This window comes from Roseovarius sp. (assembly GCF_048262375.1).
GTDB lineage: Bacteria > Pseudomonadota > Alphaproteobacteria > Rhodobacterales > Rhodobacteraceae > Roseovarius.
Genome location: NZ_JBLXFE010000004.1, coordinates 60,071 through 76,733 on the forward strand (window position 1 = coordinate 60,071; position 16,663 = coordinate 76,733).

Here is a 16,663-nt window from a genome sequence, read left to right on the forward strand (position 1 = left end):
GAGCCGCGACCACCCCAACCCCCACTTGGTTGCGCTAACTTGCGCTTGGTTGCGCTAACTGCATGAAACCGCCCTGTTATTTTACTTAAGCGCTATGTTAAGAGCCGCGCAGCCGGGCAAATCGCCCGACCGACGCCGCGCGGCGGCGCCTGAAATGACACCGTATATTTTACGGGTCTGGCAAAACAGGAGCATGGCATCATGACATTTGGACGGGTCAACCCGCAATTCCGGCTCGAAGATCAGGGGATCTCTGAACTGGGAAATGTCTACTATAATCTGATCGAACCGGCGCTGGTCGAGGCCGCCCTAAAGCATGGCGAGGGCACCTTGGGTCAAGGTGGCACGCTGCTCGTGACCACCGGCAAATTCACCGGTCGGTCGCCCAAGGACAAGCATATCGTCAAAACCGATAGCGTTGCCGATACGATCTGGTGGGAAAACAACGCGGCCATGTCGCCTGAGGGCTTTGACACTCTTTACGAAGACATGCTGACCTATCTCAAGGGCCGCGACGTCTTTGTGCAGGATCTGATCGGCGGGGCCGACCCCACCTATTCGATCAACATGCGCATGATCTCGGAACTGGCGTGGCACAGTCTCTTCAACCGCACCATGCTGCGCCGCCCAGAGCGCGCCGCGCTCGACAGCTTTGTCGCTGATTTCACCGTGATCAACTGCCCCGGCTTCAAGGCCGACCCCGAGCGCCACAACTGCCGCTCGGAAACCGTGATCGCCATGAATTTCGACCGCAAGCTGATCCTTGTAGGCAATACCGAATACGCAGGCGAGAACAAGAAATCGGTCTTTTCCCTGCTCAACTACCTCTTGCCGGAAAAGGGCGTCATGCCGATGCATTGCTCGGCCAACCACGCCAAGGACAATCCGGTCGATACGGCGATTTTCTTTGGCCTGTCGGGCACCGGCAAGACCACGCTGTCCGCCGATCCCAACCGCACCCTTCTGGGCGATGACGAGCATGGCTGGTCCGATCGCGGCACGTTCAATTTTGAGGGCGGCTGCTATGCCAAGACCGTCAATCTCAGCGCCGAGGCCGAGCCGGAAATCTATGCCACCTGCTCGATGTTCGGCACCTTGATTGAAAACATGGTGTTCGACCCCGAAACGCTTGAACTGGATTTCGAGGATGACAGCCTGACGCCCAATATGCGCTGCGCCTATCCGCTGCACTATATTTCCAACGCCTCGGACACGGCGCTTGGCGGGCATCCCAAGAATGTCATCATGCTGACCTGCGATGCCTTTGGTGTGCTGCCGCCGATCTCGCGGCTGACGCCTGCACAGGCGATGTATCACTTCCTGTCGGGCTTCACCTCAAAAATGGCGGGCACAGAGCGCGGGATCGACGAACCGCAGCCGGTGTTTTCCACCTGCTTTGGCGCGCCCTTCATGCCGCGCCGCCCCGAGGTCTATGGCAACCTGCTGCGCGAAAAGATCGCCAAGCACGGGGCAACCTGCTGGCTGGTTAACACCGGCTGGACCGGCGGCGCCTTTGGCACCGGCTCGCGTATGCCGATCAAGGCCACGCGCGCGCTCTTGACCGCAGCGCTCGACGGCTCGCTCAATGATGTCGAATTCCGCAAGGACCCGAATTTCGGCTTTGAGGTGCCCGTGGCGGTTCCCGGCGTGGCCGAAGTCCTGCTTGATCCGCGCCGCACTTGGGCGGACCCGGCAGCCTATGACGCGCAGGCGGCCAAGCTGGTTGCGATGTTCGCCGACAATTTCGCGCAATATGTGCCGTTCATCGACGAAGATGTAAAAGCGGCTTCGCTCGGCTGATCCGCTCGACACAGGGCCCTCGCTGTCAATGGCGGGGGCTCAAACATCTGCTGCTTGCCGTCCCTAGCTGCCCTTTACCAATGGCACAATCGCAGGCTCGGTCTCGGGGGCCAATTCCTCGAAATCGAAATTGTCCAGCCGCCGCGCCCGCCGCCCGGCCTTGTCGGCTGAAATCTTGATCTCCGCCACATCCTTGGATGCCTGACTGAAATGCCGGTCGAGGTTCTCGACCCGCGCCCCCAAGCGATCCACATCGGCAAACAAAAGACCCAACTCCCGCCGGATCGCCCCCGCCTGCTCGCGCATCCGCGCATCCTTGAGGATCGCGCGCATAGTGTTGAGCGTGGCCATACAGGTGGTGGGCGACACGATCCAGACCCGCGCGGCAAACCCATCGCGCACAACCTCGGGGAAAGTGGCGTGAAGTTCCGCATAGACCGCCTCGGAGGGCAGGAACATCAACGCGCCATCGGCGGTCTCGCCCTCGATGATGTATTTCTCAGAGATATCCTTGATATGCTTGCGCACCGCCGTGCGCATGCCCCGCGCCGCCTCGGCCAGTTCGCCATCGGTCTTGGCCCGACGCAGGGCCTCATAGGCCTCCAGCGGGAATTTGCTGTCGATACAGATCGGCCCCGGCGGATTGGGCAGGTGGATCAGACAATCCGCCCGCCGCCCGTTCGACAAGGTCGCCTGCAAAGTATAACTGTCGGACGGGAGCGCCTTGGTGACGATATCGGTAAGCTGGATTTCGCCAAACGCGCCGCGCGTCTGCTTGTTCGATAGAATATCCTGCAAGGACAGAACATCACCCGAGAGTTTGGTAATATTGTCCTGCGCCTTATCAATGACCTGCAACCGCTGCTGCAATTCCCCAAGGCTTTGTGCCGTGCGCCGCGAAGTGCCTTGCAGGTTCTCGGTCATGGCGTTGCTCACCTGCGCCAGCCGTTTTTCCATCAGTTGCAACAGATGCGATTGCGCCGCCGCCTGCGCTTCGGACACATGATTGAGCCCGCCCGCCAGTTGATGCTGGCCGTCGCTCAATCCCTGCACCCGCTGACCCAACTGCCCCACCTGATAGGCCAACGGCTCTGCCATCCGCGCCGACCGCGCTGCCGCCCGCACCGCCATGATCAACAGCACGAGGATCAATACCAACACCGCCGCCCCGAACAGCACCGCCAGAACCAGAGGATCATCAAAGGCGTAACTCTGATCACCGATCTGAATCATGTTCGGCCAAACAAACGTTCAATGTCCGTGAGCTTCAGCTCGACATAGGTAGGGCGTCCGTGGTTGCACTGCCCTGACATCGGCGTGCGCTCCATCTCACGCAAAAGCGCATTCATCTCATCGGCACTCATCCGGCGACCAGACCGCACCGACCCATGACAGGCGACGCGGCTCAGGATTGCGTCAATCCTCGATTTCAGGGTGTCGCTCGCCCCTTGATCCTGCAATTCGTCCAAAATATCACGCAAGAGCGCCCCGGCATTGACCTGCCCCAGAATGGCCGGGGTCTCACGCACGGCCAGACTGCCCGGCCCGAACGGTTCGACCGCCAGACCAAGCCGTGCGAGGTCCTCGGCATGTTCCATCAGACACGCGCAATCGGCCTCTGACAAATCGACGATCTCAGGGATGAGCAGCGCCTGCGACACGATCCCACGCTCAGCCATCTGGCGTTTCAGCCGCTCATACACCAGCCGCTCATGTGCCGCATGCTGATCAACGATCACCATGCCGGTCTCGGTCTGCGCGATAATATAGTTTTCATGCACCTGCGCCCGCGCGGCGCCCAAGGGCAGCGCCGTGGCGGGCGGCTCTTCTTGTTGCGCCTCCGGCGGGGCCTCGACCCGCGCGCTCCACTCCGCGCCCATATCGGCAAATCCGGGGGCCTGCGCGCTATAGGCCAGCGTGCGCGCCTGCGCCGAAGGCCGATCCATCTGATACACCCGAGCGCCCACAGGCTCGGCTCGAAACGCGCCCAAGGTAGCCCCCGCCACCGTGGTTGATGCCCGATGCCCCGCCTCGGCCAGCGCATGCCGCAGGCCGGACACGATCAGCCCCCGCGCCAGCCCCGGATCGCGAAACCGCACTTCGGATTTCGCCGGATGGACATTCACATCGACCAACGTGGGATCACAGTCCAAGAACAGCGCCGCCGCCGGATGCCGGTCCCGGCTCAGCACGTCCTGATAGGCGGCCCGCAGCGCCCCGTAGAGCATCTTGTCCCGCACGGGGCGGCCATTGACAAAGAGATACTGCGCCACGGCTGATCCGCGCGAATAGGTCGGCAGCGCGGCATAGCCGGTCATGCGCAGCCCGTCGCGGGTGGCCTCGATCCTCAGCGCGTTTTCGGCAAACTCCGCGCCCAAAACCCGCGCCAGTCGCCCATGCAGCGCGTCGAACAGATCCCCGCTCTCGGCATCGGCGCGAAACACGATCCGCCCCTCGCCCCCGCCCGACACATCGCGCAGGGTAAAGCCCACGAACGGCTCTGCCATCGCCAAGCGCTTGACCGTATCGGCAATCGCCTGCGCCTCAGCCCGGTCCGTGCGCATGAACTTGAGCCGCGCGGGCGTGGCGTAGAAGAGATCGCGCAGCGTCACCACCGTGCCCGCATTGAGCGCGGCAGGTTTCACCGCCCCCATCTGGCCACCGGCGACCGTGATCTCCGCCGCCTCATCCCCCGCGCGTGAGGCAATCGTCAGCCGCCCGACCGCGCCCAAAGATGGCAGCGCCTCGCCCCGAAAGCCAAAGGAGTGAATATTGAGCAGGTCCGAGCCGTCGATCTTGGACGTGGCATGCCGCGCCAGCGCCAGCGGCAGTTGATCCGGGGCCATGCCACAGCCATCATCGCTGACCCGGATCAGCGTCTTGCCACCATCTGCAAAACTCACCTCGATCCGGGTCGCCCCGGCATCGAGCGCATTCTCAACCAATTCCTTGACCGCTGAGGCAGGCCGCTCCACCACTTCACCGGCGGCAATCCTATTGATCGCCGCCTCGTCCAGCTGACGGATCTGCGGTTGAAATGCGCGCATATTGGGGCTCGGGCTGTTCATACCCCAAGACTTAGCATGGATCGCGGCGATTCTGCCAGAGACGCAGATCACCAGCGCCATAGAATTCCCACCATAGAAAAAACCCGGGCGCGAACGCCCGGGCAAGTTCTCACAAGATCTGTCAGGAAGGAGAAGGATCAGCCCTTGGAGAATTCGGGATAGGCTTCCATGCCCATTTCCGCCATGTCGAGCCCGTTGATCTCGGTCTCTTCATCGACCCGCAGACCCATCGTCGCCTTGATGATCAGCCAGACCACGGTCGAGACGACAAGCACGAAGGCACCGACGATCACGATCGAGATGATCTGCGTGCCAAAGCTGGCGTCCGAATTGGTCAGCGGCACCGCAAGCGTGCCCCAGATACCGGCCAAGAGGTGCACCGGGATCGCGCCGACCACGTCGTCAATCTTGAGCTTGTCAAGCATCGGCACCGCAAAGACCACGATCACGCCCCCCACGGCCCCGATCAGGGTCGCCATGCCAAGGCTCGGCGTCAGCGGCTCTGCCGTGATCGACACCAGACCCGCCAGCGCGCCGTTGAGAACCATGGTCAGGTCAGGCTTCTTGTAGAGGATCTGCGTCAGGATCAGCGCCACGATAGAGCCGCCAGCCGCCGCCGCATTGGTGTTCGAGAAGATCCGGCTTACGTCCGCCACATCGCCCACGCTGCCCATCGCCAGCTGCGATCCACCGTTGAACCCGAACCAGCCCAGCCACAGGATGAACATGCCAAGGGTTGCCAACGCAAGGTTGGAGCCGGGGATCGGGTTGACGCGGCCATCCTTGCCATACTTGCCGATACGCGGCCCAAGGATCAGCGCGCCTGCCAGTGCGGCCCAGCCCCCCACAGAATGCACCACGGTCGAGCCTGCGAAGTCGAGGAAACCCATCTCGTCAAGGAACCCGCCGCCCCATTTCCAGCTGGCTTGCAGCGGATAAATCACGCCGGTCAGGATCACGGTAAAGACAAGGAACGGCCAAAGCTTGATCCGCTCAGCCAGCGCCCCAGACACGATGGATGCGGTCGCGGCACAGAACATCAGCTGAAAGATGAAATCCGAACCCGTTGCCGCATAGGAAATATCATCAGCCTCTTCAGCGGTGATGCCCACGGCCTCAAGCACGCCCGGCCCCCAGACACCCGACAGAATGCCCTCAACCGACCATGTGCCCAACGGGTACATGAGGTTATAGCCGATCAGCCAATAGAAAATCGCCGCCAACGAAAACAGCGCCACGTTCTTGGTCAGCTGCATGGTGACATTCTTGGACCGAACCAGCCCTGCCTCCAGCATGGCGAAACCGGCGGCCATGAAGAACACCAACACCCCGCCAAAGAGAAACAGCAGCGAGTTGAGAATAAACACCACATCGGTCGGCACCGCGGCTGGCACCGCAGCCTCGGTCGCTTCGGCGGTCGCCGCGGCCTCCTGGGCCAGGCCAAGCTGCGGCAGCGCGATCAGCGTTGCGGCAAGGCCGAGTTTGAGCATCAAAGTCATGGATATGTCCTTTCCCCTGCGCGCTCAGAGCGCGTCATCATTGGTTTCGCCGGTGCGCACGCGCACGGCTTGCTGGATGTCGAGCACGAAGATCTTGCCGTCACCGATCTTGCCAGTGCGCGCGGTCTTGGTGATGGTCTCGACCACCTGATCGGCCATCCCGGCAGAGACCGCGATTTCCAGTTTGATCTTGGGTACGAAATTCACGGCGTATTCCGCACCGCGATAGATTTCCGTGTGCCCGGATTGCGAGCCGAAGCCCTTGATTTCGGTCACCATCATGCCGCGGACGCCGATATCGGTCAGCGCTTCGCGGACCTCTTCCAGCTTGAACGGCTTTATCGTTGCAATGATGAGTTTCACGTCTGCCCCTTTCGGTTTGCGGTGTCTCAGCGCGTTGTTTGCACCTGCAGAAAAGGCGCTGACGGCAGAGTCTGGAAGGGTGAAGGCGGGAAATAGCGGGCAAAATCGCCCCCAAACGCACAAACTTTATGCGGTAAAATATTTATGCCTAAAATTTAGACACATCAGAAATCACGGCACATGCGCGCGAGGTCTCTACTTTTGCGATCACGCACTATAAACTGCGCCAAAGACACAAGGCCGAGCAGGGCAAGCATGAGCACGACAGGACCAAGAAAACCGCCTTTGGTGGCCCCCAAGCGCACGCGAAAGGCGCCAACCAAACCTGCACGCAAGACCAAGAGCGCGCCGCGCCGCGGTCGCGCGCGCAGCAGCAATCCGATTGTGCGGTTCTTCGGTGGCATTATCCGCTGGGCGCTGCGCCTGATCTGGGGCATCGGCTGGCGATTGACGGCGCTTGTGTTGCTCGTGGTTGGCAGCTTCGTGGCCTATACCTACACCACGCTGCCCGAATATCAGACCTTGATGGACGGACGGGCCAAGGGCTCTGTCACCCTGCTCGATGACAAGGGCGAGGTCTTTGCGTGGCGGGGCGATCAATTCGGCGGCGTCGTCACCGCCGATACCGTCAGCCGGCACCTCAAGAACGCGGTCATCGCCACCGAAGACCGGCGTTTCTATCTGCATCCCGGCGTTGATCCTATCGGCATCGCCAGCGCCATTCGTATCAACCTCAGCGAAGGGCGCGGCCCGCTCTCGGGGAACGGCGGCTCGACCATCACCCAGCAAACCGCAAAACTTCTGTGCTTTGGCAACGCCTATTCCGAGAGCGACTGGAAGAGCGAGGCTGACTATATCGCCGATTGCCGCCGCACCTCATTGGTCCGCAAGGCGCGCGAGGCGATCTACGCGATGGCGATGGAGGCGAAATACACCAAGGATCAAATCCTCTCGGTCTATCTCAACCGCGCCTATCTGGGTGGTGGCGCCTATGGTGCCGAGGCCGCGGCGCAACGCTATTTCGGCAAATCCGCAGCCAACCTAAATCCCGCCGAGGGGGCGATGATTGCGGGCCTGCTGACCGCCCCTTCCACGCTTGCGCCCACAGCGAATCTCGAACGCTCGCGCAACCGCGCTTCGGTCGTGATCGGCCTCATGCGCCGTCAGGGATATCTGAGCGATCAAGAGACGGCGCTGGCGCTCGCCAATCCGGCAGAGCTGTCAGAGGCGGCAGAGCGGCAGGCGGGCGGCTATTTTGCCGATTGGGTGATGTCCTCCGGCCCCGAGTTCTTTACCCGTGACACCACCGAAGACGTGATCATCCGCACCACGCTTGATCAGCGGGTGCAACGCGCCGCAGAGGACGCGCTAACCTATATTTTCGATGAGAAAGTCCGCGAAGGCTCCAAGGCACAGGCCGCCATCGTCGTGATGTCCGCCGACGGCGCAGTGCGCGCCATGGTCGGCGGGCGCAAGACCAAGGTGGTCGGTGCCTTCAACCGCGCCACGCAGGCCAAACGGCAGACCGGCTCAGCCTTCAAACCCTTCGTCTATGCCACCGCCCTCGAACTTGGCAATTCCTACGACTCGATCGTGGTGGACGAACCGTATTGCCTCAACATCCCCGGTTCTGGCCGCTGGTGCCCGGAAAACTACACGCGCAACTACAAGGGCCGCGTCACCCTGACCGAATCCCTCGCGCAATCGCTCAATATTCCGGCGGTCAAGATTTCCGAGAGCGTCGGGCGCGACCTCGTGCGCAAGGTTGCCAGCGATTTCGGCATTGAAAGCGATCTTGCGGCGGGACCGGCCTTGGCCCTTGGTGCCTCCGAAAGCACGCTTTTGGAAATGACCGGGGCCTATGCGGGCATTCTCAATGGTGGCTCTTCGGTCACGCCCTATGGTCTGGTTGAGTTGAAACTCTTGGGCGAAGACGAACCGCTGATGGGCACCGGCGGCGGCATCGGAGAGCGCGTGATCCAAGAAAGCGCGGCACAGGAACTCATCTACATGATGACCAAGGTGATCGAGGGCGGCACCGGCGGCCGCGCCCGCCTGCCGGACCGCGAGGCCGCAGGCAAGACCGGCACCACACAGGCCGCCCGCGATGCATGGTTTCTCGGATTTACCGCCGATTATGTCGCCGGTGTCTGGATGGGCTATGATGATAACACACCGCTCAGCGGCGTGACCGGTGGTGGCCTACCGGCGGAAATCTGGCAGGAAACCATGATTCGTGTGCACGAAGGGCTTGCCCCAAAACCCCTGCCGATGTTGCGCCCCAAACCGCGGCCGGCCCCGCCCCGTCAAGAGCCACAGCGCCGCTCGCCTTTGGCCGGGAACAATCCGATCGAGAATATCCTGCGCAGCATCTTCGGCAGAAACTGAAAACGGCGCCCGCATCGGGCGCCGTTCAGGCAAGAATCGAACAGGAAATACCCTCACCCGGCCTTCTTGAGATCCGCGATGAGCGCATTCACGTCACCATTGCGCAGGTCCAGCATTGCGCCAATCTCGGTGCGCTCGCTCAGTCGCAGGCTGATCCCTTCGATGATCATGTCGAAAAACAGATCCTTGCCTGACCGGTCCGACACCAGAAAGCTGACCTCGAACGGCGATTGCCCGCGCAGATAGGCGGTGGATTTCACCTCATGCCAGGATTTCACCTGCTTGACCGAGTTGACCTCGATCCGCCCCCCCACGAATTCATTGAACCGCTTGCCATACTTGCGGGCAATATAGCCGCGGAATGCCTGGACAAACGCCCCCATCTGCGCCGACGAAATACGGTTGGCATCTGCCCCAAGGGTCGAGCGCGCGATAATGTTCACATCGGCATAGGTGTTAAAGATATGCTCAAAGTCCGCAATCATTCCCGACAGGGGCTTGCCCGACGCAATGACGCGGTTGATGTTCACCACGACCTCATCCACCAGTGTCCGCGCGCGCGCATCGTCCAGCGCCCAACCGGCACCGGGCAGCGCGGCAAGCCCGGTGATGGCCAGCCCTGCAGAAACAAAATGACGACGGTTCATGTTATTCAACATTAGACTCCTCCAATGTGCCGGACGGTTCGAGAGCACCATATGGATCATCATACACTCGATCCGACGTTCCACCCAGTTCGAAGCGGCGATTTTGCAGGTAGATTGAGCGTGACTGCGCGTAACTGTCTGCACTCTCATAGAGGATTGCATCAATCGTATCGCTGAACTTGCTACGCTTGGACAGACCCGCAGCCACCCCCGCCCCGGTCCCGATCAGGCTCTCCGGCGATTCGACGATATAGCTGAGCGGATTGGTAAACAGATCAACGGCAATACCCCATGTGTCGCGCTCGGTTGAGGGGCCCAAGAGCGGCAGTTCCACATAGGCCCCCTCGCGCGCGCCCCAGACATGCAGCGTCTCGCCGAAATCGGTATTTGTGCCCTTTGGCATGCCCATCTCGCTCGCAGGGTCAAACAATCCGCCCAACCCGACCGTGGTATTGACCAAAAGCCGCGCAGTGTCGTGGAACGCACCCCGCATGTTGAGCTGCAGAACACTGTTCACAATGTCGCTCGGCAAGGACAGGTTGGTGGAAAATCGCCCGATGACGGTCTCGATGTCATCGGGAATCACTGTGCTATAGCCCTTGGCGACGGGCCGCACCAAGGCCCGGTCCAGTCCGCGGTTGAATTCGTGCATCCCTCGGTTCTGCGGCTCATAAGGGTCAAACACGTCCCGTGTCGCCTCTGACGGATCAGGACGGGCACAGGCAGCCAACAGGGACACCCCTATCAACGCGATCAGGCGCAATGCCGGTTTGGGCGGGAATTTGAAACTGGGCAATAACAATGGGGTATCCGTTATTTAACGAGTCGCAGATTTACATAAACCATCGCTTGGACAAACCCATCATCCTACGCCCGGAGTTCACAATGCTGTGGCAGAATGGTGACATAGGCTATAAGGCAGAGCAAGACCGCTTTGGCTCGTGCCCACACTTAAACTATGACGACAGGACATGCGATTGGATAAGTTGAAATTGGAAACGGGTCGCGAAGAATTGCGCGCCGCACGCCGTGAAAGCCGCGGCCTCTACTGGTTCGTCGGCATCTTCAGCTTTTTCGTCAACCTTCTGATGCTGACCGGCCCGATCTACATGTTGCAGGTTTACGACCGCGTTCTCGGCAGCCGGTCACTCGAAACACTGATCGCACTCTCGGCGCTTGTGCTGTTTCTCTACACGATGATGGGACTGCTTGATTACGCACGCGGACGCGTCATGGGCCGGGTCGGCGCACGGTTTCAGGCGCGGCTCGACCGGCGCGTGTTCGATGCCGTGATTCGCAAATCCGCAGTTCAGCCGGATGCCAACACCGCCACCGGCCTGCGCGATCTCGAAGCAATCCAGCGGTTGATGATCTCACCTGTGCTGCTGTCGATATTCGATATGCCATGGGCTCCGTTCTTTCTGGCGGCGATCTGGGTGTTTCACCCGTGGCTCGGCATTCTCGCGCTGGTCGGCGGCGCGCTGCTGGTCGCGGTCACGATGATCAATCAGGTGGTCACCCGCCTTCCGACAGGTCAGGCCAACAGTGCGAGCGTTCAGGCCGAGGCAATTTCAGAGCAACTCCGCAACGAATCCGAAATGGTTCAGGCGATGGGTATGCGCGACGCGGCGTTTGACCGCTGGCAGACGATGCGTGGCCGCGCCCTGTCGACGGCCATAGAATCCGCCGATCTTGGCGGCAGCTTCACCACCACGACCAAGGCCATGCGCCTTTTGCTGCAATCGGCGATGCTGGGCCTTGGCGCGTGGCTCGTGCTGCGCGGCGAACTGACACCGGGCGCGATGATCGCAGGCTCGATCCTGATGGGGCGCGCGCTGGCCCCCATTGAACAGGCGATTGGCCAATGGGCGCTGGTGCAGCGCGCAATGAAAGGCTGGCAAAGCCTGGCTGAACTATTGGGCACTGTCCCCCCCGAACAGACCCGCACCCCCTTGCCCCGCCCCAAAGCACGGCTTGAGGTGCAGCAATTGACCATGGTCCCCCCGGGCGAGAGCCACGCCGCGCTCAAGACCCTGAATTTCAAACTCGAACCCGGTCAGGCGATGGGGGTCATCGGCCCATCAGGGGCTGGAAAATCCACCCTCGCGCGCGCGATTACGGGCGTGTGGCGGCCTGCCGGTGGCAAAGTCCGGCTCGATGGCGCGACGCTCGATCAATACGCGCCCAGTGTTCTGGGCCAACTCATTGGCTACCTGCCCCAGCGTGTGCAGCTCTTTGACGGCACCATCGCGGATAACATCGCCCGCCTCGCCGCCCAGCCCGACGCGGCCAAGATCGTCGAGGCCGCGCGCAAGGCCGATGCCCACGACATGATCCTCAAACTGCCCAATGGCTATGACACCCGTGTCACCGGTAACGGCGGGCGGCTCTCAGGCGGACAAATGCAGCGCATTGGTCTGGCGCGTGCAATGTATGGCGATCCCATGATCCTCGTGCTGGACGAACCGAATTCCAATCTCGACAACGAAGGCAGCGAGGCGGTCAATGCCGCAATCCGGGGCTTCAAGGCCGAAGGCAAGGCAGTGATCGTGGTCGCACACCGTCCGGCCGCGATCAAGGAATGTGACATGCTCCTGATGCTAGAGGCCGGCGTGATGCGCGCCTTTGGCCCCCGTGAAAAGGTGCTCAAAGAGGTGCTGCAAAATCATGAACAACTGGCCAATGCGACCGGCGCAGGAGGTGTCCAATGAGCGCCCCCAACGACGGCGCATGGTCCGCCCGCAGACCGCTGATAATCGGGTTGATCGGGCTTGTTCTGCTGGTGGGCGGCTTTGGCACATGGGCGACCTTCACCCAGATTTCCGGCGCGATCATTGCACCGGGCCGCATTGAGGTCGATCAGAACCGGCAGGTCGTGCAGCATCCCGACGGCGGCGTCGTCGCCGCCATCGAGGTCAAGGAAGGCGATAAGGTCAGCGCCGGTCAGGTGCTGGTGCGGCTTGACCCCACCGACTTGCAATCTGAACTCTCGATCATCGAAAACCAACTTGCCGAACTCATGGCACGCCGGGGCCGCCTTGAGGCCGAGCGCGACGGGCGCGCCACCCTGATCTTCGATCCGCTGCTGATAGAAATTTCGGCCCGCAACGCCGATGCCGATGGTCTCATGACCGGGCAAAAGACGCTGTTTGAGGCCCGCACCCAGACGGTCGCGGCAGAGATCGACCAATTGCACAAGCGGCGCGGTCAAATCACCAATCAGATTGAAGGGATCGAGGCCCAGCAAGGGGCGCTCGCCCGCCAACTCGAACTGATCGAACTGGAATTGACCGACCAGCAATCGCTGTTGGATCGCGGCCTTGCACAGGCCACCCGCGTCCTCAGCCTGCAACGCGAACAGGCGCGCCTCAGCGGCACCATGGGTGATCTCGCCGCCCAAAAAGCCGAGGCCGAAGGGCGCATCACCGAAATCGAAATCACCATTCTAAAGCTCGGGACCGACCGGCGCGAACAGGCGATCACCACTCTGCGTGACCTGCAATTCCGAGAGTTGGAGTTGCGCGAACAGCGCCGCGCCCTGATGGAACAGATGGGACGCCTCGACATCACCGCACCGGTGTCTGGCTTGGTCTACAACCTTCAGGTCTTTGCCCTGCGCTCGGTGATCCGCCCGGCTGATCCCGTGCTTTTCATCGTCCCGCAGGACCGTCCACTGGTGATCAACGCCCGCATCGACACAATCCATGTGGACAAGCTCTTTCTGGGCCAAGAGGTAACCTTGCGGTTTTCCGCCTTCGATCAGCGCACTACCCCGGAACTGTCCGGGCACGTCAGCCAGATTTCTGCCGATGCATTCGAGGATCAGGAAACGCGCGCCAGCTACTACCGCGCCGAAATCGTGCTGAGCGAAGGCGAACAGACCCGCCTGCCCGAAGGCACCACCCTCATTCCCGGCATGCCGGTCGAGGCCTTCATCCGCACGGCTGACCGCACGCCACTGGCCTATCTGGTCAAACCCTTCACGGATTATCTGGCCAAGGCATTCCGCGAATAAGCCAAATCGCGCCAGGGTAAGATTTTCGATTTTCTTCCCCGCGTTCTGCGGCTAGCGTCGCCGCGACACAACCTGCAAAGGAGACCTAGATATGAGCCAGTTCGAAAAGAAGCTTGCCGAAATGGGCGTGACCCTGCCCGACGCCCCGGCCCCCGCCGCCAATTATGTGCCTTATGTGCTGGCGGGCGACATGCTCTTTGTCTCGGGCCAGATCGCCAAGGAGGGCGACACGCTGTTGACCGGCAAACTTGGCGATGATCTCGATGTGGCTGCCGGGGCCAAGGCCGCCCGCGCCTGTGCGATTGCCCTTCTGGCGCAGGTCAAAGCGGCCTGTGGCGGCGATCTCGACCGGCTGGTGCGCGTCGTCAAGCTTACAGGTTTCGTCAATTCCACTGCCGATTTCACCCAGCAACCCGCCGTCATCAACGGTGCCTCCGATTTCATCGGCGAGGCCTTGGGCGAGGCTGGCAAACACGCCCGCGCCGCAGTCTCCGCCCCCTCCTTGCCGTTCGGCGTCGCGGTCGAAATCGACGGGGTGTTCCAGATCAAATGAGCGCCCTGCCCACCGCGTTCCGCCGCATCCCCTTGGCTCATCGCGGGCTGCATGACGTGGCCCGAGCCCGCCCTGAGAATTCGCGCGCGGGCCTCAGCGCGGCGATCGCCGCAGGCTATGGCATCGAAATTGACCTGCAACTCAGCCGCGACGGTCAAGCGATGGTGTTTCACGACTACGACCTTGCGCGCCTGACCCCGGAGAAAGGCCCCATCCGGCAGCGCGATGCGGCGGATCTGGCGCAGATCCCGCTTTTGGGCGGTGATGAGGGCATTCCAAGCCTGTCCGAAATCCTCGCCCTCGTTGCTGGCCGGGTGCCATTGCTCATAGAGCTCAAGGATCAGCACGGCCAGATGGGCGAGACCTGCGGCACGCTGGAGACGGCCGCCGCCGCAGCCCTTGCACAGTATAAGGGCCCCGTCGCGGTCATGTCCTTTAACCCGCACATGGTCGCACGCATGGCCGAAATCGCCCCCGATACACCGCGCGGCATCGTCACATGCGCCTATACCTCCGAGGATTGGCCGCTCCTGAACGCACAGACCCGTGCCCGCCTGCGCGACATTCCAGATTACTGCGCCACCGCCTCCAGCTTTGTCAGCCATGACATCGACGATCTCGACGCACCCCGCCTTGACGCCCTGCGCACCTTGGGGGCCGCGATCCTCTGTTGGACCGTGCGCAGCCCAGAGGCCGAGGCATCGGCACGCCTGCGTGCCGACAACATCACGTTTGAGGGCTACTTGCCCAGCCGGCCCGCTTGATCCGCGCCGCGCGCAACCCAGATAGATCATCTGATAAAAGCAGTCGGGACAAGGGCACTCCGGACAAATGACGCAGGAGACGATCACCATCAGCCTGCACGAGCGCCTGTCCGACATCGGACAGGCCGCATGGGACGCCTGCGCCTGCCCCGAGGCCGCAACAGGCCGCCCCGACGACCCGTTCACCACCTATCGTTTTCTCAAGGCCCTTGAGGCCAGTGCTTCGGTCGGCACCGGCAGCGGCTGGCAGCCGCATTACATGACCGCCGAACAGGGCGGCCAAGTCATCGCCTGCGCCCCGCTCTATCTGAAATCCCATTCTCAGGGCGAATACATATTCGATCACAACTGGGCGCATGCCTATGAGCGCGCGGGCGGGCGCTATTACCCGAAATTCCAGATAGCCGTGCCCTTTACCCCGGCCACCGGCCCCCGCCTGCTCACCCGTCCGGGTTTCGAAGAGATTGGCCGCGCCGCGCTGATTGAGGCAGCCTTGGACGTGGCCAACCGCAACCGGCTGTCGTCGCTACATCTCACCTTTTGCACCGAATCCGAGGCCAGCGCAGGGGCAGCCCTTGGCCTGCTGCCCCGCCGGACCCAGCAATATCACTGGTTCAATCGCGATTACCCGGATTTTGACAGCTTTCTCGCGGATCTGTCCTCGCGCAAGCGCAAGGCAATCCGCAAGGAACGCGCCCGCGCCGCAGAATTCGGCGGCCAGATCGTGACCCTCACCGGCGATCAGATCCAGCCCGAGCACTGGGATGCGGTCTGGCAGTTTTATCAGGACACAGGCGCGCGCAAATGGGGAACGCCTTATCTCACCCGCGCTTTCTTTGACCGCGCCCATGAAACCCTGCGCGATGACATCCTGCTCGTCCTTGCCTTGCGCGACGGTCAGCCGGTGGCGGGGGCCATGAACCTGATCGGCGCATCGGCGCTTTATGGCCGCTATTGGGGCTGCATCGAGGATCACCCCTGTCTCCATTTTGAACTCTGCTATTACAGGGCCATTGATTTCGCCATTGAACAGGGGCTGCAAAGAGTGGAGGCTGGCGCACAAGGTGAACACAAACTGGCCCGCGGCTATCTTCCGGTGCCCACCCATTCGTTGCACTGGCTGCGCGATCCGGGCTTTGCCGAGGCCGTGGCGCAATACCTCAAGGCCGAACGCGCCGCCGTCGACGAGGATATCGATATCCTCACCACCTACGGCCCCTTCCGCAAGATCGAACAGGAGGATCACGAATGACCGAAAAACTCAGCGAAACCGCCCGCAAGACCACGCTTGCCCCGCTGTTGGAAAATGGCTGGGCCATGGTCGAAGACCGCGACGCGATCCATAAAACCTTCAAGTTCACTGATTTTACCGAGGCCATGGGCTTTATGACCCGTGCGGCCCTGTGGTCCGAGAAATGGAACCACCACCCCGAATGGTTCAACGTCTACAACCGCGTCGAGGTGACGCTGACCACCCATGACGTCAAGGGCCTCAGCAGCCTCGACGTGAAACTGGCGCGTAAATTCGACGGGCTTGCCGCGCAGTCCTGAAATGAAAGCGCCCCG

14 protein-coding genes are annotated in these 16,663 nt (G+C 61.7%); 8 read left to right on the top strand and 6 right to left on the bottom strand.

From position 1 onward, the window contains the following. Window positions 1-201 precede the first annotated feature (201 nt). Window positions 202-1,800: a phosphoenolpyruvate carboxykinase gene (locus tag ACN0SW_RS05880; RefSeq protein ID WP_417726982.1), complete on the top strand. Its 1,599-nt coding sequence runs from the start codon at window positions 202-204 to the stop codon at window positions 1,798-1,800. A gap of 63 nt (window positions 1,801-1,863) precedes the next feature. Here ACN0SW_RS05880 and ACN0SW_RS05885 read toward each other — a convergent pair whose 3' ends face one another. From ACN0SW_RS05885 to ACN0SW_RS05900, 4 genes are all read right to left on the bottom strand, one after another. Continuing rightward, entirely contained in the window at window positions 1,864-3,033 is a 1,170-nt protein-coding gene (locus ACN0SW_RS05885; protein WP_417726983.1) for a DNA recombination protein RmuC, read from the bottom strand. Beyond that, window positions 3,030-4,868 carry a DNA mismatch repair endonuclease MutL gene (gene mutL, locus ACN0SW_RS05890; RefSeq protein WP_417727198.1) on the bottom strand — a complete coding sequence of 613 codons (1,839 nt, stop codon included), beginning with the start codon at window positions 4,866-4,868 and terminating at the stop codon, window positions 3,030-3,032. The genes ACN0SW_RS05885 and mutL overlap by 4 nt, the downstream gene beginning before the upstream one ends. Before the next feature lie 137 nt (window positions 4,869-5,005). Next, window positions 5,006-6,367, bottom strand: coding sequence for an ammonium transporter (locus ACN0SW_RS05895; RefSeq protein ID WP_417726984.1), 1,362 nt, complete (start codon window positions 6,365-6,367; stop codon window positions 5,006-5,008). Between the two features lie 24 nt (window positions 6,368-6,391). After that, window positions 6,392-6,730, bottom strand: coding sequence for a P-II family nitrogen regulator (locus ACN0SW_RS05900; RefSeq protein ID WP_009815676.1), 339 nt, complete (start codon window positions 6,728-6,730; stop codon window positions 6,392-6,394). Window positions 6,731-6,985: 255 nt separating this feature from the next. Between ACN0SW_RS05900 and ACN0SW_RS05905 the strand changes: the two genes are divergently transcribed. After that, window positions 6,986-9,118, top strand: coding sequence for a transglycosylase domain-containing protein (locus ACN0SW_RS05905; RefSeq protein WP_417726985.1), 2,133 nt, complete (start codon window positions 6,986-6,988; stop codon window positions 9,116-9,118). 53 nt (window positions 9,119-9,171) lie between these two features. Here ACN0SW_RS05905 and ACN0SW_RS05910 read toward each other — a convergent pair whose 3' ends face one another. Next, on the bottom strand, window positions 9,172-9,777 hold the full coding sequence (locus tag ACN0SW_RS05910) for an MlaC/ttg2D family ABC transporter substrate-binding protein (protein WP_417726986.1): 606 nt from the start codon (window positions 9,775-9,777) through the stop codon (window positions 9,172-9,174). Further along, window positions 9,767-10,567, bottom strand: coding sequence for a VacJ family lipoprotein (locus ACN0SW_RS05915; protein ID WP_417726987.1), 801 nt, complete (start codon window positions 10,565-10,567; stop codon window positions 9,767-9,769). Before ACN0SW_RS05915 ends, ACN0SW_RS05910 begins: the two co-directional genes overlap by 11 nt. A 169-nt stretch (window positions 10,568-10,736) precedes the next feature. On the opposite strand from ACN0SW_RS05915, the gene ACN0SW_RS05920 reads away from it, so the two are divergent. The 6 genes from ACN0SW_RS05920 to ACN0SW_RS05945 all read left to right on the top strand — a co-directional run bounded on the left by ACN0SW_RS05920 (window position 10,737) and on the right by ACN0SW_RS05945 (window position 16,648). Beyond that, a complete protein-coding gene (locus ACN0SW_RS05920; protein WP_417726988.1) occupies window positions 10,737-12,476 on the top strand; it encodes a type I secretion system permease/ATPase in 1,740 nt (579 codons plus the stop codon). Continuing rightward, window positions 12,473-13,780 carry an HlyD family type I secretion periplasmic adaptor subunit gene (locus ACN0SW_RS05925; RefSeq protein ID WP_417726989.1) on the top strand — a complete coding sequence of 436 codons (1,308 nt, stop codon included), beginning with the start codon at window positions 12,473-12,475 and terminating at the stop codon, window positions 13,778-13,780. The genes ACN0SW_RS05920 and ACN0SW_RS05925 overlap by 4 nt, the downstream gene beginning before the upstream one ends. 91 nt (window positions 13,781-13,871) lie before the next feature. Continuing rightward, a complete protein-coding gene (locus ACN0SW_RS05930) occupies window positions 13,872-14,333 on the top strand; it encodes a RidA family protein (RefSeq protein ID WP_417726990.1) in 462 nt (153 codons plus the stop codon). After that, window positions 14,330-15,097 (top strand): glycerophosphodiester phosphodiesterase family protein, encoded by a 768-nt coding sequence (locus ACN0SW_RS05935; protein ID WP_417726991.1) that lies wholly within the window; start codon window positions 14,330-14,332, stop codon window positions 15,095-15,097. Before ACN0SW_RS05930 ends, ACN0SW_RS05935 begins: the two co-directional genes overlap by 4 nt. A 67-nt stretch (window positions 15,098-15,164) precedes the next feature. Further along, the gene (locus ACN0SW_RS05940) at window positions 15,165-16,349 is read left to right on the top strand and encodes a GNAT family N-acetyltransferase (RefSeq protein WP_417726992.1); all 1,185 of its coding nucleotides are present in this window, start codon (window positions 15,165-15,167) and stop codon (window positions 16,347-16,349) included. Further along, window positions 16,346-16,648: a 4a-hydroxytetrahydrobiopterin dehydratase gene (locus ACN0SW_RS05945; RefSeq protein ID WP_417726993.1), complete on the top strand. Its 303-nt coding sequence runs from the start codon at window positions 16,346-16,348 to the stop codon at window positions 16,646-16,648. The genes ACN0SW_RS05940 and ACN0SW_RS05945 overlap by 4 nt, the downstream gene beginning before the upstream one ends. Window positions 16,649-16,663 lie beyond the last annotated feature (15 nt).